This is a genomic window from Caulobacter sp. GW821-FHT10F06, from assembly GCF_058809215.1.
In genome coordinates, this window is the sequence record NZ_JBXASK010000001.1 from 646034 (window position 1) to 663263 (window position 17230).

Genomic DNA, 17230 nt, shown 5'->3' on the forward strand with positions numbered 1-17230 from the left:
GCGCTCCTCCCCCATAGGGGGAAGATGAAACGCGCCAATCTTATCTTCCCCCTATGGGGGAGGACGGCTGCGCAGCAGCCAGGAGGGGGCCAGTGACTAAGCCGTACGCGTCTCTGCCACATCGCCCGGCAGCTCGATCGACCACTCCGCCAGGAACGTCTCTAGCGCCTCCAGTCCCATCGGCTTGGCGATGTGGTAGCCCTGAGCGATGTCGCAGCCCATCAGCTGCAGCACGGCGAGCGCCTCGCGAGTCTCGACGCCCTCGGCGGTGACCTTCATGCCCAGACTGTGGGCCAGGTCGACGGTGGACTTGACCAGCAGGGCGTCCTTGCCGCCGGCCGTCAGGCTCATCACGAAGGCCTTGTCGATCTTCAGCTCGTCGGCGCGGATCTGCTTGAGATAGGCCAGGGACGACAGGCCCGAGCCGTAGTCGTCGATCGACACCTTGATGCCGGCCGCGTCGAAGCGTTCCAGCACGCCCAGCGCCACGTCCGGATTGCCGATCACGGCGGTCTCGGTGATCTCGAAACAGACGCGGGCGCCGGCCTCGACCACCTGGGCGATGGCGCGTTCGGCGAAGTCGGGGTCGTCGATCAACCGGCCCGAGATGTTGACCGACATCAGCACGTCGTGACCGGCCGCGCGCAGGGTCTTCTGGTCGGCGATGGCCTGGGTCAGCACGCAGTCGGTAAGGGCGCGGATATGGCCGGTCTCTTCGGCCATGCCGACGAACAGGTCCGGGCGCATGAGGCCGCGCGTCGGGTGGTTCCAGCGGACCAGGGCCTCGACGCCGGTGATCTGGCCGGTGCGAAGGTCGAGCTTGGGCTGGTGGTTCAGATAGAGCGCGCCGGTGCGGACGCCTTCCAGCATCTCGCTCATCAGGGAAAGGTTGGCGGCCGGATCGCCATAGGCGACGGCGTCGAAGACCATGACCTTGCGATTGGCGGCGCGGGCCTGGTCCAGGGCGATCATGGCCCGCTCGATCAGGCGACCGGCGTCCATCTCGTCGCGGGCCGCGCCCGCCACGCCGTGGGTCATGTGCACGTCGACCAGTTCGCCGCCGACCCGCACGGGCGCTTCCATGGCGCACATCAGCTCCTCGACGCGCACGACCGCTTCGCCGACCTCTTCGGTCGAGGAGATCACGCACAGGATCGAGGTGGTCAGGCGGCCCACCATCACGCCGGGGGCGATGGTGATCAGGCGTTCGCCGATCTTGGCGATCAGCTGGGTGGCCAGCTCATAGCCGATGGCGCTGCGTACGAAGGGAAAGCGGTCCAGGCCCAGGGCGCCGATCACGACCTGACGGCCAGGTTCGACGGCGGCGAGGCGGGCGGTGATCTCGCGCTCCAGCGCGCGGCGGTTCAGCAGGCCCGTCTCTTCGTCGTGCAAGGCCTGATAGGTGATCTTGGCCTCGCGATCGCGGATCTCGGACGCCATGACGTTGAAGCTGTCGGCCAGGCGGCCGATCTCGTCGTGGGTCTGCACCTCGACGCGGACGTCCTCGCCGCGCTGCAGGCGGCGGGCGGCGTCGTCCAGGGCGGCGATAGGCTTGGCCAGGCCGCGCGACAGGGCCCAGCTGGCCACGACCACCAGGATCGCGCCGATCAGTCCGGCGATGATCACGGCGGTGAACAGCGGGCGATACGGGGCCAGGGCCTGGGCCATCGGATAGCGAAGCACCAGGGCGGCCGAGTTGGCGTCGCCGAGCGCTTTCAGCGGCTTGACCAGGATCAGGTTGTCCTGGCCGCCGGCCTTCAGCAGGCCGGGTTCGCGGGTCTTGTCGCGCAGGGCGTGGCCGACATAGGCGCCGATCCGCTTGGGATCGAAGCCTGTGTCGTCGGTGATCCACTTGCCGTCGCGCTGGTCGAACACCTGGGCGTCCAGGCCGATGGCCGAAAGCCGCTCCAGCGCCTGCATCTCGGTGTTGTCGAGCTTGGCGGCGAACACGATCCAGCCGGTCAGGGTGGGGGCCATGATCGGCGCCGAGATCACCTGGTAGGGATCGCCATTGACGATGAACACGCCCTGGGCCTTGTCGCCGGCGTCCAAGGCGTTCCAAAGCTTCTCGATATCGAGGCTGGATGGGTCGACGCCCACCACCTCGCCGTCGACGCCGACGATGAAGGCCAGGTCCAGGCCCAGGCGCTGGCGCAGGTTGGTGATGGCCGATTCGATGGTCGGGACGTCGTGGGTGGCCACGGCGGCGCGGAAGCCGAAGTCGCGCGACAGCAGGTCGGCACCGTCCTGCAGGCGCTGGGTGCGCAGCGCCCAGACGCGGTCGAACACGGTGCCGGACGCCGCCAGTTCCTTGCGGACCGCCTGCTGGGCGTTGCTTGCGATCGCCAGATAGACCGTGACGGCGACCAGGCTCAGCGCCAGGGCGAACAGCCCGGCGTAGAGAACGGTCAGCTTGGTCTGGAGGCGATTGAACACAGGGCTGCTCAGTGCGGGGCCGGCGCGCGGATTTCGATCGAGACGGCTTCCTTGGTGTCGGCGCCGACCGAGGTCGAGGCCAGGGCCTTCTCGTTCTTCATGCCGCGCAGGTACGGATGCCAGACCCGGGCCGTGACGGCGCCGTTGGGCACATCGCGCACGACCGCCACGCCATTGGCGTCGGTCCTGGCCGCATAGGCGGTGTCGACCACCTTGATGAAGCCGACCATCTGGTCGTGGATGTTGCAGCCGATCGCGGCCACGCCGACGGCGGGCAGGGTGACGGTGCGGTTCTCCTCGTGGCCGTAGAGCTTCAGCTCGAACTTGTTGCCGGCCGAGAAGGAATAGACGTGGTGGCGCACCTTATCGAGGTTCGGGAATGACACTTCCGCGCCCGCCGGCACGATCAACACGAACGGCGTGAACTGGATGTTCTGCTGCGCGACGCGGTAGGGCCAGGGGAACTTGATCGGTCCCTTGGTCGGCTGACCGTTCGGATAGACCGTCACCACGGCGTCGGAAACAGGTTTCCCGTCGGCGCTCCTGACCGTCACCGTAAGGTTGCCGGCCATGGCGCTGCCGCCCATGAACGCAACCATGAGAAGTGCTGCGACGAATTTCATCAGCCATGATTAAACGACTTCAGATGAAATCGGCGTTAACACCAGTTTCTAGGGTGTGACACTCAGTCATCCTCGCCAGAAGACCTAGAAAGGTTCTGTAAAGTCTTCTCCCCGACTCTGCGCGCACGAACGAGAGGCGGGCAGGGGCGCGCCAGATCGCGACGGGGGCGACATGAACCTTCAAATGCTGCGCAAGCTCGGCCTGGGCCTTGGGCTCGCCGGGGGACTGGCGCTGGCCGGCGGCGCTTCGGCCGCCGAGCTTGAAACGGGCGGCAAGCTGCTGCTGACCGGCGGCGTCACCTCGCTCGAAGGCGGGGCGGGCGGGGGTCTGTCGACCTGGGCCGTCATCGCCGGCAACGAGACCAACCACGGGATCGGCGGCAAGGCGCACGCCACCTATGTCGACGTCTCCGACTACAAGCTGCGGGCCTTCGGCGGCGCGGTCGGCGTCCATGACCGCATCGAGCTTTCGGCCGCGCATCAGGGCTTCGACACCGGCCCGACCGGCGCCAAGCTGGGCCTGGGCAAGGGTTTCACCTTCAAGCAGAACATCGCCGGCGTGAAGGTTCGGGTGCTGGGCGACGCGGTCTATACTCAGGACAGCTGGGTCCCGCAGGTCTCGGTCGGCGCGCAATACAAGGACAACGACAAGGGCGCGATCATCCGCGCCGTCGGCGGCAAGCACGACAGCGGCGTCGACTACTACGTCGCCGCCACCAAGCTGTTGCTGAACCAGAGCCTCGTGCTGAACGGCACGGTCCGCGCGACCAAGGCCAACCAGACCGGCCTGCTGGGCTTCGGCGGCGACAAGAACGACAGCTACAAGGCCCAATTCGAGGGCTCGGCCGGCCTGCTGCTCAGTAAGCGCCTGGTGATCGGCGGCGAATACCGCACCAAGCCCAGCAACCTGGGCTTCGCCAAGGAAGACGACTGGGCCGACGTGTTCGCGGCCTATGCGATCAACAAGACGGTGTCGGTGACGGCCGCCTATGTCGACCTGGGCGACATCGCCACGTTCAAGAACCAGCGGGGCCTCTACGTCTCGCTGCAAGCCGGCTTCTAGGAGAGCGCCCCATGCGTGGTTTCACCAAGAGCGCGGCGCTGGCCGCCGTCATCACCCTGGGCCTGACCGGCGCCGCCTTCGCGCAGGACGTCCCGCCGGGCGAGAAGCCGGTCGACGCCTACACCCAGTCCAACGCCAACGCCGGCGCGACGCCGATGACCGACACCAAGGTGTTCGAGGCCTTCCACGGCAAGGCGGGCATCGATCGCATCGTCGAGACCATGGTCGAGCGCAACTTCGCCGATCCCCGGATCAAGGACTTCTTCGCCGCCGCCGACAAGGTTCGCCTGAAGCGGACCCTGAAGGAGCAGTTCTGCTACATCCTGGGCGGCGGCTGCGCCTACACCGGCAAGGACATGAGGGACGCCCACAAGGACCAGGGCACCGGCAACAAGGACATGAACGCGCTGATCGAGAACCTGCAGTTCGCCATGGACCAGGAAAAGGTGCCGTTCTTCGCCCAGAACAAGCTGCTGGCCAAGCTGGCCCCGCAGCAGCGGGATATCGTGGAGAAGTGACGATCTGAAAGATCGTCATCCCGGGCGGCGAAGCCGATCCGGGATCCAGCGAACAAACCCTTGTCATCCCGGGCGTAGCGCAGCGAAGACCCGGGACCACGGCAAGCTCATGCGTTTCCTGCGGTCCCGGCTCGGCGCGCTGCGCGCTTGGCCAGGATGACGGCTTATTTTGAACCCGGAACCGTCCCCGCGCAACGCGCCCAGTTCCCGCTCAGCTCATCCACCACCACGCTCCCGACCTTGAACGCCGCGTCCAGCGAGGACTGCAGCGCCGGCACGCCGGTGTGCTCGCCCAGCAGGTTGGTCGCCGCGTCGCCGCCCGGCGGCGGAGTCGTGTAGTTGCTGGCCGTGCGCAGAACCATAATCCGCCTGGGATCGGCGCGGCCGACGCGGCCCAGGGCGTCGATTGCGCCCAGCACGCCGGTGTCCTCCATGCCCGTCATCACGAAGCCGTCCTTGTCGCCCGTCCAGTAGTCGGCCCAGGCCTCGTAGTGGGCGTTGAGGATCGCGCCGTGCCAGAAGGCCTGACCGCTGACCTCGTCGCCCTTCAGCACCGTGGGTGGCGTCTGAGCCTTCGGCAGGCCGACATAGGGCGCGCGCAGGGCCTTCAGGGCGTCGTTGTCGGGAATGGCCGCGTTCCGCGTCAGGTCGAAGGCCCAGTCACGCAAGGCGGTGTTCAACGGGAAGAGGTTCTCGTTGTCTGCAGGCGGCGAGCCCTCGTAGGGCGCCTTGCGGTGGAAGGGGATCTGGCCGATCGGCCAGGCCTTGGGCGTCTCGCGCGGGTCGATCGTGTAGCCGAAGTCGCTGTCGACCACAGCGCCGATCCAGGCGGCCGAGCCGACCGAGCCCTGGTTGGGGTTCACGCCGGCGATGGCGGCCACCAGCCAGTAGGCCTTGGAGAGGTCGAAGCGCGGATCCAGCCCCAGCGCCATGGTCGAGATCGCCGCGCGGTTGGTGCCCATGCTGGTCGACAACAGCAGGGTCTTCTTGGCGGCGTCGTAGCGCAGGTCGCGGAAGCCGGCCTTGAAGGGGATCTTCTGCGGCATGACCTGGGCCCAGGCCTGATATTCGCCGGCCATGTCGCCGGTGTCCTCGCCGATCTCGAAGGCGGTGACCACCACCACCCGCACCTCCAGTGGCGCGGCCAGGACCGGGGCGGCGGTCAGGCAGGCGAAGAGGCAGGCAAGTACCGCGAGGCGACGCATGGGCAGTCCCGAAACAAGAGGGGCCGCGAGTGAGTCTCGCGGCCCCCGGGGTCTTACTGCGCTTGCGGTCCGCGCTGGAAGTACTTGAAGAAGGCGCTGTCGGGCGAAAGCACTAGGGTGGTGTCCCCCTGACCAAGCGACGCCTCATAAGCCTGCATCGACCGATAGAAGGCCGCAAAGCTGGGATCGCGCCCGAAGCTGGACGCGAACAGCTCGGCCCGGCGGGCGTCGCCTTCGCCGCGGATCTTCTCGGCCTCTTCAGTGGCCGTGGCGACGATCTCGCGCTTCTGCTGCTCGCCGATGGCGCGCAGCTGGGCGGCCTCCTGCTGGCGAGCCGTCTGCATGCGCTCGAACACCGCCTTCTGGTTGGCTTCCGGCAGGTCGGCGCGCTTGATCCGCACGTCGATGATCTGCACGCCCAGGTTCGAGGCGTGGACCTGCTGGGCGACCTGGTTGCGGATCTGGGCCATGACCGCGGCGCGCTTGCCGGCGATCACCTCTTCCGAATTGGCCCGGCCGATGGTCTGGCGCAGCGAGGCGTTGACGATCCGCTCCAGGCGGTCGCGGGCCTTCGTTTCATCGCGCAGGGTCTTGTAGAACTGGCGAGGATCGGTGATCCGATAGCGGACGAAGGCGTCGACCACCAGGCGTTCCTGGTCGGCGGCGATGACCTCTTCCTGGTCGGCGTTCAGGGCGATGTTGCGGTTGTCGAACTTGACCACGCGATCCAGGAACGGCGCCTTCAGGTGCAGGCCCGGTGAGCGGACCACCCGGATCGGGTCGCCGAAGCGGATGACCAGGGCCTGGTGGCGCTGGTCCACCTGATAGACGGTAGAGCCCAGCAGGACGAGCACGGCGACCGCGCCGGCGGCCAGGGTCATCAGTTGGTTCTGGGGGCGGCTCATTGGGCGGCTCCGTCGACGGGCCGGACCACGGTGGCCGACTTGGGGCGGAAGGCGTCGGGCGGCAGGATCACCGGGGCGCTGGCGCCCTTGTTGTCGATGATGACCTTGTTGGAGTTGGCCAGCACGCGTTGCATCGTCTCGATATAGAGGCGCTCGCGGGTCACGGCCGGGGCCAGCTTGTATTGATCATACACCTGGTTGAAGCGAGCGGCCTCACCGGCGGCCTCGCGGACCACCTGTTCGCGATAGCCCTTGGCCTGCTGGACGATCTGGGCGCCCTGGCCGCGCGCGACGTTGGCGGCCGACTGGGCGTTCTGGCTGGCGCGCTGCACGTCGCGGAAGGCGTCGATGACCGGCGGCGGCGGGGTGGCCGTCTGGATCTGCACGCTTTCGACGAACACGCCGGCGTCATAGCGGTCGAGGATCTGCTGCATCAGCCGTTCGGCCTCGGCCTGGAGCTGGCCGCGGCCGGTGGTCAGGATCGGGGTGAGGGCGGTCTTGCCGACGGCCTCGCGCATGGCGCTCTCGCCGACGGCGCGGATCATGCTGTCGGGATCGCGGATGTTGAACAGGTACTTGGGCGCGTCGGAGACCCGCCATTGCACTGAGAACGCCAGGTCGACGATGTTCTCGTCGCTGGTCAGCATCAGGCGCTCCTCGCCGCCCTCGGCGCCCGGGGCCCCGATGTCGGTGGTGCGGATCTCGCTGACCGAGACCTTCTCGACGCTCTCGAGCGGGAAAGGCAGGTGGAAGCGCAGGCCCGGATCGGCGACGCGCGAATAGGCGCCGAAGGTGGAGACCACGCCCTGCTGGTCGGGCTGGACCACATAGATGCCGGTCAGGGCCCACAGGGCGATCACCGCGCCGACGGCGGTGGCGATGGCGCGCGGACGGTCCGGGCCCTCGAAGTTGCGGCGCAGGCGCTCGGTCAGGTCTTCCAGCACCTGGTTCAGGTCGATCGGGCCCTGGCCGCCAGGACCGCCGGCCGGTTTGCGCGGACCGGGGCGAGGCCGGTCAGTGTTGTCCTTGTCGCCATTCGGCGGCGGAGAACCCCAGGGACCAGGGCCAGCATTGTCGTTCCACGGCATGAGCGGCGTTGTCTTCCCGTCGGCTTGTTTTGATGGGGTTGTAAATGCACCCCCGCACGCGGATATGAGGACCCCCGCTTAACAAGGCAAGACATAGACGTGACCGGCGAAGTTCCCGCATCTCTCGACGACGCCCGCGCGGCGCTCGATCGCATCGTCGATCCGGTCAGCCGTCAGGGTCTGGTGACCGCTGGACTGGTGCAGGGCCTGGTGGTCCGCAACGCGCGCGCCGGCTTCATGCTGGAGGTTCCGGCCGCCAACGCCGCCGCCTATGCGCCGATCCGCGACGCCGCCGAAAAGGCGCTGGCCGCCCTGCCGGGCGTCGACGTCGCCCAGGTGGTGCTGACCGCCCAGGCCGCCGAGGGCGCGACCCGGGTGCGCAAGGGCGCCAAGGTTTCCGAGGACCCGCAGGCCCGCATGGTCCCGCCGCCGGAAGCCGAGAAGCCGGCCCATGTGAAGCACGTCATCGCCGTGGCCTCGGGCAAGGGCGGGGTGGGCAAGTCCACCGTCGCGACCAATCTCGCCTGCGCCTTCAACGCCATGGGCCTGCGCGTGGGTCTGCTGGACGCCGACATCTACGGCCCGTCGGCCCCGCGCATGATGGGCGTCGACGGCGAGCCCAGTTTCGAGGACGGCAAGCTGCAGCCGCTGGAGGCCCACGGCGTCAAGATCATGTCGATCGGCTTCCTGGTCGACGAAGGCAAGGCGATGATCTGGCGCGGGCCGATGGCCTCGTCGGCGGTCCGCCAGATGATCCACGACGTTGCCTGGGGCTCGGAGACCGCGCCGCTGGACGTGCTGGTGGTCGACCTGCCGCCGGGCACCGGCGACGTTCAGCTGACCCTGGTGCAGAAGCTGCGCATCGACGGCGTGGTGCTGGTCACGACGCCCCAGGAGATCGCCCTGATCGACGCCCGCCGCGCGGCGATCATGTTCGGCAAGACCGCCACCCCGATCCTGGGCCTGATCGAGAACATGGCCTTCTTCGCCGATCCCACGACCGGCGCCCCGATCCCGATCTTCGGGTCTGGCGGCGGCGTGGCCGAGGCCAAGGCGCTGGGCGTGCCTGTGCTGGCCGAGGTCCCCATCGAGCTGGCCGTCCGTGAAGGCGGCGACGGCGGCCTGCCGGTGGTGATCGGCAAGCCCGCCAGCGCCGCAGCCTTGGCCTTCGCCGGCGCCGCCAAGACGCTCTGGGGCGTGGTCAAGAACTAAGCCTGTCATCCCGGCCAAGCGCGAAGCGCGCCGAGCCGGGACCGCCGGAAGCGCATGCGGTGGTCCCGGGTCTTCGCTGCGCTACGCCCGGGATGACAACCGCAAAAGAAAAGGCCCGTCCGGATCGCTCCGGGCGGGCCTCTCTGTTTCCAGCTAACCTCAGCTCTTAGAAGCTGAAGCGCGCGCCCGCCGACATCACGACGGCCGAACCGGTCACGTCGCCGCGCAGATTGACGGTCGAGCTGGTCGCCGTCACGTCCGTGCGGTTGATCTTGGTGTCGTCGAAGCTGATGTAGCTGATCGCCGCGTCCAGGTTCAGGTTCGGCTTGGCGGCCCAGGTGGCGCCGGCCGCGTACATCATGCGGTCGCCGTCCGGAACGCGGGCGGTGCGGCCGACGTCCGGGGTCGGGGTCGGGTCGTATTGCACGCCGGTGCGCAGGGTCAGGCGCGGCGAGGCCTGGTAGTCGAGGCCCACGGCGACCGTGGTGATGTCCTTGTAGTCCTGGACGTTGGTCGAGCCCGAGGTGGCGAACTTGACGCGGATGGCGTCGAACTCGCTCCAGCCGATGCGGCTGACCGAACCGTTCAGGGTCAGGCGGTCGTTGACGGCCCAGCGGGCGCCCAGGTTGGCGATCCAGGGCGAGGAGAACTCGGCTTCGCCGCTGGTTGTGAAGTTGTTGGCGGCCGGGATCGGGGCCAGCAGGCCCGAGACGGCGACGTCGCCCTTCAGGGTCTTCTTGATCGCCGAGCGGTAGCTCGCGCCGATCGTGAAGGCCGGGGTGGCGTGATACTGCGCGCCGACGGTCCAGCCGTAATCCCAGCCGTCGCCCTTCAGCGACTGCAGGCCGTCGGCTTGCAGCGGCGAGATGTTGGGCAGGGCGTTGGTCAGTTCGGCGTCGGTATAGACCGCGCTGACGCCGACGCCGAGGTCGAGCTTGTCATTGAGACGGTAGGCGACGGTGCCCTGGACGTCGATCGTGGTCAGCTGCGACTTCAGGGCGTCGTAGCGGGTCCAGCTGCGCGGGCCGTACTCGGTGGTGAAGTTGTACGGCGCGGCGACCGACAGGCCGAAGGTCAGTTGGTCGTTGATCCGCCAGGCGCTGGCCAGGTTGGGAACGATGCCGTCGTTGATCGGCTTGGACGACTTCAGTTCGCCGCCGACGCCCGTGGTCACCGGGACCGGACGGGTGATGGTCGAGCCAGCGTCGTTGACCTGCGAGTCGACGAGGATGGCGTTCAGGCCGCCGTAGACTTCGTTGTGGTCCATGCCGGCGATCGCGGCGGGGTTCCACCACAGGCTGGCGGCGCCGCGGTCGGCGACTTCGCCCGAATAGGCCCGGCCGGTGCCGCGCACCGACTGTTCCTGCAGATAGAAGGCCGAGGCCGAGGCTTGCGAGGCGGCGACGAGCACGCCGAAGGCCACGCCGGCGGCGAGGCTGTTACGCGAAATAGACATGAGACTGACGAGACCTTCTGGGGGAGGAGAAGCCCGCCGAACGCGTCTCCGCGCTCGTGGAGCGCCGCCTCTAACGCATTCCGTCAGAAACCGTTGCTATTTATTCGCGTAACCGTGAATTTTGTTGAGTTGGTCAAAGAAACGGGGCCGCGCAGGCCCCGTTTCAATCGTCGTTATGTCAAAAACCAGGATTGTTGCTGGCGCGTTACTTAGCGTAACTTTCACAACTGGACTGTGATCAGCCGCCCGCCATCTTGCGGAAGAACTTCTGGCCCTGCTCGCCGCCGTTGAAATAGGCCTTCTGGCCGTCCTCGGCGGTGATCTGGCCCCAGCTGTCGCGGACCTCTTCGGCCGACAGGCCGCCTTCGCCCAGATAGACGCCTTCGGTCTCGTAGAGGCGGGTCAGGGCGAAGGCGCCGGCGCCGGCGGTCAGGATCGCGCCGGTCGGAGCCTCTTCCGAGGCCAGGTAGACGACGCCCGGGGTGACGTATTCCGGCTTCAGCTTTTCCAGCACCTCGGGCGGCATCAGGCCTTCGGTCATGCGCGTGGCGGCGACCGGGCTGATGGCGTTGATGTGGATGTTGGTCTTCTGGCCCTCGAGCTTGAGGGTGTTCATCAGGCCCAGCACCGCCATCTTGGCCGCGCCGTAGTTTGACTGGCCGAAATTGCCGTACATGCCCGACGACGAGGTGGTCACGACGATGCGGCCGTAGTTCTGGGCCTTCATGATGTCCCAGACCGCCTTGATCGGCTTGAAGGTGCCGAAGACGTGGACCTGCATGACCAGCTCGAAGTCGGCCAGCTCCATCTTGGACAGGGTCTTGTCGCGCAGGATGCCGGCGTTGGCGATCAGGATGTCGATGCGGCCCCAGGTGTCCATGGTCGTCTTGACCAGGTCGGCGACGCCCGCGTCGTCGGTCACCGAAGCGCCGTGGGCGATGGCTTCGCCGCCAGCGGCCTTGATCTCCTCCACGACCTTGAGGGCCGCGTCGGACGAGCCGCCCGAGCCGTCGACGCTGCCGCCCAGGTCGTTGACCACCACCTTGGCGCCGCGACGGGCCAGCTCGAGGGCGTGCTGCCGGCCAAGACCCCCGCCCGCGCCCGTCACGATCGCCACCTTGCCGTCAAAACGGATGTCCGACATGCCTCAAGTCTCCCTCAAACGCGTGTTTGGTTTGGCGCGTTTGTGCGGCGCGGGAGGGGAGGCGTCAAGGTGGGGAAGCGCTGTGCGTCCTTCGAGGTCCGCCGCGCGGGCGTCTCAGGATGAGGAGCTCTGTTGCTCTGAATTCCTCATCCTGAGGTGCGAGGCGAAGCCGAGCCTCAAAGACGCAAGGCTTTACTTCGCCGGCTTGGTCATGCCGCCGCCCATCGGCTGGCTGGCGCGCTTCACGCCGGCCTTCTTGCCGGGCTTCATGAACTTGACCAGCACGCGCTGGCCGACCAGGAACGGCGCGCCGTCGGCGCTGACCACCACCTCGACCACGCGTTCGTCGCTGCGCTGGCTGGGATCGTCCGAGGCCAGCTTGCGGGCCCCGAACACGGCGGCGCGGCGCAGGACCTTGCCGGTGTAGGTCTTGTCCGGATCGCCTTCCGGCTGGATCTCGACCTCCTGACCGATGGTGACGTTGGGGATGTCGGCCTCGACGATCTCGGCGCGAACGATGCGCTGGGTGTTCGGCTCCAGGTCGAACATGGCCGTGACGTTCAGCGTCGAGGCGCCGGCGCCCGGATTGGCCTGCCGGCGGGCGATGCGGCCGTTGGCCGGCGCGCGGATCACCGTGAGTTCCTGATTGTACTGGGCCTGAGCCAGCTGGGCCGCGGCGACGCTGATCGCGGCCTGCTGCGAGCCGATATTGGCCTGGGCCTGAGCGATCTGGTCGGCGGCGGCGTCCAGCTTCTGGGCGGCGACGAAGTTCGAGGTCGCTAGACCCTGCAGGCGCTTATGCTCGCGCTGGGCGGTGCGCAACTGCACGTGATAGAGCGACAGCTGGGCCTTGGCCGACGCCAGGTTGGCCGAAGCGGTCTGGACGGCCAGGCGAACGTCGTCGTCCTCCTGCTTGGCCAGGGGCTGACCCTTCACGACGATGTCGCCTTCCTGAACGAACACGTCGCGCACGATGCCCTGGCGGCGGGCCGCCACCTGGATCACGCCGCCCTCGATGTCGGCCTTGCCGTTGGCGATGGCCGCATAGGGGGAGGGCTCCTCCATCTTGGCGGCGGCTTCGATCTTCTTCTTCTTCTCGGCCGCCTGGCCCTTCATGTAGAAGAACCCGCCGCCGATCAGGGCGACGACGACGATCATGATCCAGAACGCAGGACGGCGCAAAAAGCCGGGCATGTGTACTTCCCCCAGAAATCAGTGGCTGAGCGGCGCGGGATTGGCGTCGGGCGTTCTACGCACGTCGTCCAGGATCCGGCCGTCTTCGATGTGGATGACGCGGTCGGCATAGGCCTCCAACCGCGGGTCGTGGGTGACGCAGATCACCGCCGCGCCGCGCTCGGTGGCGGCGGCGCGCAGCAGTCTGATGACGGTCTCGCCGCTCTTGCCGTCGAGGGCCGAGGTCGGCTCGTCGGCGAAGATCAGGTTCGGGTTCTTGGCCAGGGCGCGGGCGATGGCCACGCGCTGCTTCTCGCCGCCCGACAGCTCGGCGGGGCGCTGGTTGACGCGCGGGCCCAGGCCCACAGACTCCAGTGCGGCCTGGGCGCGGCGGGCGGACTCGCCGGGACCCACGCCCTGGTATTTCAGCGCCGTCATGACCTGCTGCTTGGCGGTCAGGGCCGGGAACAGGTTGAAGCCCTGGAAGATGAACCCGCAGTGGTCGAGGCGGAACTTGTCGATCTTGCCGCTGGACAGGGCCCAGAGGTCGTTCGCCTCCAGCGCCGAGACCTTGCCCTCGTCGGGCTTGAGCAGCCCCGACAGGGCCGCCACCAGGGTCGACTTGCCCGAGCCCGAAGGGCCCATGACCATGGTCACGTCGCCGTGCTTGGCGTCGAAGTCCACGCCCTTGAGCACCTCGATATAGGCCCGCCCGGTCTTGAACCGCTTGACGATGCCCTTGGCGGTGAGCGCGCTTTGCCCGCGCTTGTGGCTGTGATCGTCGCTCATCGCAGCAGGTCCGCGGGTTGGCTCTTCTTCAGAACGCCGAGCGACAGCAGGCCCGACAGGATGGCGATGATCAGCAGGAAGAAGGCGATGGCCGCCACCAGCGGGGGCGGGAAGGCCATGGGCAAGCCGCCCATCGCCGCCAGGCTGGCTACGGCCCAGGTGAACACGCCCGACATCAGGATGCCGGCGACGCCGACCCAGAAGCTCAGCTCCATGACGATGCCGCGCAGGCTGCCCATCGACACGCCCAGGGCGCGCAGGGAGGCGAACTCCTTGATGTTGGCCATGATCGCGCCGCGCAGGGTCTGCCAGGTGATGGCCATGCCGATCACCGCCCCCATGATCAGGGCGAAGATCAGGATGATGCTGATGAAGCTTTCCTTGAACATCGAGTTGGAGTTGGCGTCGGCCAGCTCCTGACGGGTCCAGGCGCGGAATTTGCCGTTGGCCTTGGCGTTGAGCTGGGCGGCGACCAGTTCGGCGCGCGAGGGATCGGCGATCTTGACCATCAGCGGGCCGACGCGCTGGCCGGTGTCGGCCTCGCCCAGCATCCGCAGGGTGTCGCGCGACATCACCAGCGAGGCCTGCATCATGTTCGGATAGCCGGTGGTGACCACGGCCACCGTGACGGTCTTGCCGTTGTAGAGAGCCTTGTCGCCCTTCTTGACGCCCAGCCGGCCCAGGGCGGTCTGGTCGACGGCCACCGTGTAGGGCTGGCGCAGGGCCTCGATCATGCTGTCGGTGTAGTCGGTGGGCACCGTGACATAGTTCGGGATGGCGTCGATGACGGTGACGTTGACGAACTCGGTCTTGCGACCGCCGCCTCCGCCGCCGCCCTTCTTGCCGCCCTGCTTGGCGCGAGCCTCGGCCTTGGCGATCTGTTCGGGCGACAGGATGTTCTGGAAGCGACCGCCCGAGCCGTCCAGCGGCGCGACCTGCAGCACTTCGGGGTGGCTGTAGACCAAGGGGATCATCCGGCGCGGCAGGCCCGAGGGACCGCCGTTGAACAGCGCGGTGGCGCCGGGGCCCAGCACCATGATGTCCGCGCGGGCGCGGTCGATCTGGGCGGTGAACGCCTTGCCGATGCCCATGAACATGCCCAGGAAGGCCAGCACCAGAAGGCCTGAGAAGGCCAGGGCGACGACGGCCGCCATGTATCGACGCCACTCGTACAACAACGTGGCCAAGGCCAGCGACATGCGAACTCAACTCCCCCAATCAAGAGTTGCAGCAATGAACGGCGATCGCTGAGCGGCCAAGTTAAATCGGGGTAAGGCGCGACCGAGGGTTTGAAATCGCGAGGACTTGCCCGGGCGAGGGGCTGTTATTGCGGGCGAGAGGGCGATATGGCTGATGTTATATTGTAACTTTTCTGGTGGCTTCATGACCGCGCGCCTGGCTTCGGCCCTCGTTCTCTCCCTCGCCGCCGTGGGCGCGATTCCCGCCGCCGCCCGGGCCGACGAAGGCATGTGGACCTTCGACAACTTCCCCTCGGCGAAGGTGAAGGCGACCTATGGCGTGACCATCGACCAGCCCTGGCTGGACGCGGTGCAGGCGGCCTCGGTGCGTCTGACCACGGGGTGCTCGGCCTCGATCGTCAGCAAGCAGGGCCTGGTCCTGACCAACAATCACTGCGTCGCCGATTGCGCCCAGGCGCTGTCGAGCGAGGGCAAGGACTACGTCCAGGACGGCTTCCTGACCGGCGCGCGCGAGGAAGAGCTGAAGTGCGCGGGCATGCAGGCCGAGGTGTTGCTGACCATCGTCGACGTCACCGACGCGGTCGCGGCGGCGGGGGCGGGCAAGACCGGCCAGCACTTCATCAAGGCCCGCGACGCGGCTTTCGCCACGGCCGAGCTGGCCGCCTGCGGCAACGACAAGACCCTGCGCTGCCAGACCATCAGCTTCTACCGGGGCGGCCAGTACAAGGTGTACAAGTACCGCCGCTACGCCGACGTGCGGCTGGTCTTCGCGCCGGAATACGCCACGGCGTTCTTCGGTGGCGATCCCGACAATTTCAACTTCCCGCGCTTCAACCTCGATAGCGCCTTCGTGCGCCTGTACGACAATGGCCAACCCGCGCAGACGCCGCAGTTCCTGAAGTGGCGCGCCACCCCGCCTGTGGCCGGCGAGCCCACCTTCGTGGCCGGCAATCCCGGTTCCACCGAGCGCCAACTGACCGTCTCGCAACTTGAGACCCAGCGCGACCTGGTCATCCCCGTCGGCCAATTGCAGCGTTCGGAGCTGCGCGGCCGTCTGATCCAGTTCGGCGAGGAGAGCGTCGAGCACAAGCGCATCGCCAACCAGCCGCTGGCCGGCGTCGAGAACAGCTACAAGGTCTTCTTCGGCCGCCAGTTCGTGCTGGCCGACAAGGCCTTCATGGACGCCAAGCGCGCCCAGGAGGACAGCCTGCGGGCCAAGGTCGCCGCCGATCCCGCGCTGGCGGCCCAGACCGGGGCGGCCTGGGACCAGATCGCGACCGCCCAGAAGGCCCTGGCCGACCAGTTCCTGGTCATGCGCCAGCTGGAGACTTCGGCCGGCGGTGGTTCCGACCTGTTCGGCTACGCCCGCACCCTGGTGCGCGCCGCGCAGGAGCGCGCCAAGCCGGCCGCCGACCGACTGCCCGAATATGGCGACACTCGCCTGACTCTGGTCGAGAAGCGCCTGCTGGACGCCCGTCCGGTCGACGCGCCGCTGGAGCAGCTCTATCTCGAGCACTGGCTGCTGAAGACCCGCGAATATCTGACCGCCGACGCTTCGCAGACCAAGCTTTTGCTGGGCAAGGAAAGCCCCGAGGGCCTGTCGGCGCGCCTGGTGGCCGGCAGTAAGCTGGCCGATCCGGCGGCGCGCAAGGCGCTGTGGGACGGCGGCCTGTCGGCGATCCAGGCCTCGGACGATCCGATGATCCGCTTCGTGTTGGCCATGGACCCGGCCGCCCGCGAGGCGCGCAAGGCCTATCAGGCCAGCGTCACCGCCCCGGTCGACGCCGCCGCCGAGAAGATCGCCAAGGCCCGGTTCGCGGTGCTGGGCGACAGCGTCTATCCCGACGCGACCTTCAGCCTGCGCCTGTCGTACGGCAAGGTCGCCGGCTGGACCGAGCGCGGCCGCGAGATCAAGCCCTTCACCACCTTCGCCGGCTTCTATGACCGCGCGACCGGCGCCGAGCCCTTCGCGGCCGCCCCGCGCTGGCTGGCGGCCAAGGACAGGCTGAACCCGACCACGGTCTACGATTTCGTCACCACCAACGACATCATCGGCGGCAATTCAGGCTCGCCGGTGATCGACGCCAAGGGCCAGGTGATCGGCGCGGCCTTCGACGGCAACATCCACTCGCTAGGCGGGGCCTATGGCTACGACGGGACCCTGAACCGCACCGTGGTGGTGGCGACCTCGGCCATCACCGAGGCGCTGACCAAGGTCTATGGGCGGACGGCCCTGGTGGCGGAACTGACGGGGAAGTAGGGCGGTTCGCGCCGGACGCCCCCTCCGTCTCGTCGCGTATTCGCGCCGATCCACCTCCCCCGTTTCACGGGTGAGGAGAAGCCGGTTCCTCCTCCCCTGCGAAGCGGGGGAGGTGGCGCGCTGCGAATACGCAGCGTGACGGAGGGGGCGTTACGGCCT

General features: G+C 67.8%; 14 protein-coding genes. 4 read left to right on the top strand and 10 right to left on the bottom strand.

The window, feature by feature from the left end; all coding sequences use genetic code 11:
• Positions 1-96: 96 nt before the first annotated feature.
• Together AC1RUS_RS03055 and AC1RUS_RS03060 are read right to left on the bottom strand one after the other, a co-directional pair.
• The gene (locus AC1RUS_RS03055; RefSeq protein WP_492912877.1) at positions 97-2436 is read right to left on the bottom strand and encodes a bifunctional diguanylate cyclase/phosphodiesterase; all 2340 of its coding nucleotides are present in this window, start codon (positions 2434-2436) and stop codon (positions 97-99) included.
• An 8-nt stretch (positions 2437-2444) separates the two neighbouring features.
• The gene (locus AC1RUS_RS03060; protein WP_492912879.1) at positions 2445-3035 is read right to left on the bottom strand and encodes a cupredoxin domain-containing protein; all 591 of its coding nucleotides are present in this window, start codon (positions 3033-3035) and stop codon (positions 2445-2447) included.
• Between the two features lie 196 nt (positions 3036-3231).
• Here AC1RUS_RS03060 and AC1RUS_RS03065 point away from each other — a divergent pair, with 196 nt between their 5' ends.
• Positions 3232-4122 (top strand): DUF3034 family protein, encoded by an 891-nt coding sequence (locus tag AC1RUS_RS03065; RefSeq protein ID WP_492912881.1) that lies wholly within the window; start codon positions 3232-3234, stop codon positions 4120-4122.
• Positions 4123-4133: 11 nt separating this feature from the next.
• The gene (locus AC1RUS_RS03070) at positions 4134-4640 is read left to right on the top strand and encodes a group I truncated hemoglobin (protein ID WP_492912883.1); all 507 of its coding nucleotides are present in this window, start codon (positions 4134-4136) and stop codon (positions 4638-4640) included.
• 164 nt (positions 4641-4804) lie between these two features.
• On the opposite strand, the gene AC1RUS_RS03075 is transcribed toward AC1RUS_RS03070, so the two are convergent.
• From AC1RUS_RS03075 to hflK, 3 genes are read right to left on the bottom strand one after another with little or no spacing between them, the layout of a single operon-like run.
• Entirely contained in the window at positions 4805-5845 is a 1041-nt protein-coding gene (locus AC1RUS_RS03075) for a purine nucleoside permease (RefSeq protein ID WP_492912885.1), read from the bottom strand.
• Between the two features lie 53 nt (positions 5846-5898).
• Positions 5899-6750, bottom strand: a complete 852-nt coding sequence (gene hflC / locus AC1RUS_RS03080; protein WP_492912887.1) for a protease modulator HflC — start codon at positions 6748-6750, stop codon at positions 5899-5901.
• On the bottom strand, positions 6747-7838 hold the full coding sequence (gene hflK / locus AC1RUS_RS03085; RefSeq protein WP_492912889.1) for an FtsH protease activity modulator HflK: 1092 nt from the start codon (positions 7836-7838) through the stop codon (positions 6747-6749). Before hflK ends, hflC begins: the two co-directional genes overlap by 4 nt.
• 99 nt (positions 7839-7937) lie before the next feature.
• Here hflK and AC1RUS_RS03090 point away from each other — a divergent pair, with 99 nt between their 5' ends.
• On the top strand, positions 7938-9050 hold the full coding sequence (locus AC1RUS_RS03090) for an Mrp/NBP35 family ATP-binding protein (protein ID WP_492912891.1): 1113 nt from the start codon (positions 7938-7940) through the stop codon (positions 9048-9050).
• 166 nt (positions 9051-9216) lie between these two features.
• Here the strand turns inward: AC1RUS_RS03090 and AC1RUS_RS03095 are convergent, their stop codons facing one another.
• The 5 genes from AC1RUS_RS03095 to AC1RUS_RS03115 all read right to left on the bottom strand — a co-directional run bounded on the left by AC1RUS_RS03095 (position 9217) and on the right by AC1RUS_RS03115 (position 14811).
• Positions 9217-10506 (bottom strand): outer membrane protein transport protein, encoded by a 1290-nt coding sequence (locus AC1RUS_RS03095; RefSeq protein ID WP_492912893.1) that lies wholly within the window; start codon positions 10504-10506, stop codon positions 9217-9219.
• Positions 10507-10744: 238 nt separating this feature from the next.
• A complete protein-coding gene (locus AC1RUS_RS03100; protein WP_492912895.1) occupies positions 10745-11650 on the bottom strand; it encodes an SDR family NAD(P)-dependent oxidoreductase in 906 nt (301 codons plus the stop codon).
• 192 nt (positions 11651-11842) lie between these two features.
• A complete protein-coding gene (locus AC1RUS_RS03105; RefSeq protein WP_492912897.1) occupies positions 11843-12844 on the bottom strand; it encodes an HlyD family secretion protein in 1002 nt (333 codons plus the stop codon).
• Between the two features lie 18 nt (positions 12845-12862).
• A complete protein-coding gene (locus tag AC1RUS_RS03110; protein ID WP_492912899.1) occupies positions 12863-13612 on the bottom strand; it encodes an ABC transporter ATP-binding protein in 750 nt (249 codons plus the stop codon).
• The gene (locus tag AC1RUS_RS03115; protein WP_492912901.1) at positions 13609-14811 is read right to left on the bottom strand and encodes an ABC transporter permease; all 1203 of its coding nucleotides are present in this window, start codon (positions 14809-14811) and stop codon (positions 13609-13611) included. Before AC1RUS_RS03115 ends, AC1RUS_RS03110 begins: the two co-directional genes overlap by 4 nt.
• A gap of 184 nt (positions 14812-14995) precedes the next feature.
• Here AC1RUS_RS03115 and AC1RUS_RS03120 point away from each other — a divergent pair, with 184 nt between their 5' ends.
• A complete protein-coding gene (locus tag AC1RUS_RS03120) occupies positions 14996-17071 on the top strand; it encodes a S46 family peptidase (protein WP_492912903.1) in 2076 nt (691 codons plus the stop codon).
• Positions 17072-17230 lie beyond the last annotated feature (159 nt).

Coding starts and splice junctions, on each gene's coding strand:
- AC1RUS_RS03060 (WP_492912879.1), bottom strand. CDS start 3,035: ATGGTTGCGTTCATGGGCGGCAGCGCCATGGCCGGCAACCTTACGGTG.
- AC1RUS_RS03065 (WP_492912881.1), top strand. CDS start 3,232: ATGAACCTTCAAATGCTGCGCAAGCTCGGCCTGGGCCTTGGGCTCGCC.
- AC1RUS_RS03070 (WP_492912883.1), top strand. CDS start 4,134: ATGCGTGGTTTCACCAAGAGCGCGGCGCTGGCCGCCGTCATCACCCTG.
- AC1RUS_RS03075 (WP_492912885.1), bottom strand. CDS start 5,845: ATGCGTCGCCTCGCGGTACTTGCCTGCCTCTTCGCCTGCCTGACCGCC.
- hflC (WP_492912887.1), bottom strand. CDS start 6,750: ATGAGCCGCCCCCAGAACCAACTGATGACCCTGGCCGCCGGCGCGGTC.
- hflK (WP_492912889.1), bottom strand. CDS start 7,838: ATGCCGTGGAACGACAATGCTGGCCCTGGTCCCTGGGGTTCTCCGCCG.
- AC1RUS_RS03095 (WP_492912893.1), bottom strand. CDS start 10,506: ATGTCTATTTCGCGTAACAGCCTCGCCGCCGGCGTGGCCTTCGGCGTG.
- AC1RUS_RS03100 (WP_492912895.1), bottom strand. CDS start 11,650: ATGTCGGACATCCGTTTTGACGGCAAGGTGGCGATCGTGACGGGCGCG.
- AC1RUS_RS03105 (WP_492912897.1), bottom strand. CDS start 12,844: ATGCCCGGCTTTTTGCGCCGTCCTGCGTTCTGGATCATGATCGTCGTC.
- AC1RUS_RS03110 (WP_492912899.1), bottom strand. CDS start 13,612: ATGAGCGACGATCACAGCCACAAGCGCGGGCAAAGCGCGCTCACCGCC.
- AC1RUS_RS03115 (WP_492912901.1), bottom strand. CDS start 14,811: ATGTCGCTGGCCTTGGCCACGTTGTTGTACGAGTGGCGTCGATACATG.
- AC1RUS_RS03120 (WP_492912903.1), top strand. CDS start 14,996: ATGACCGCGCGCCTGGCTTCGGCCCTCGTTCTCTCCCTCGCCGCCGTG.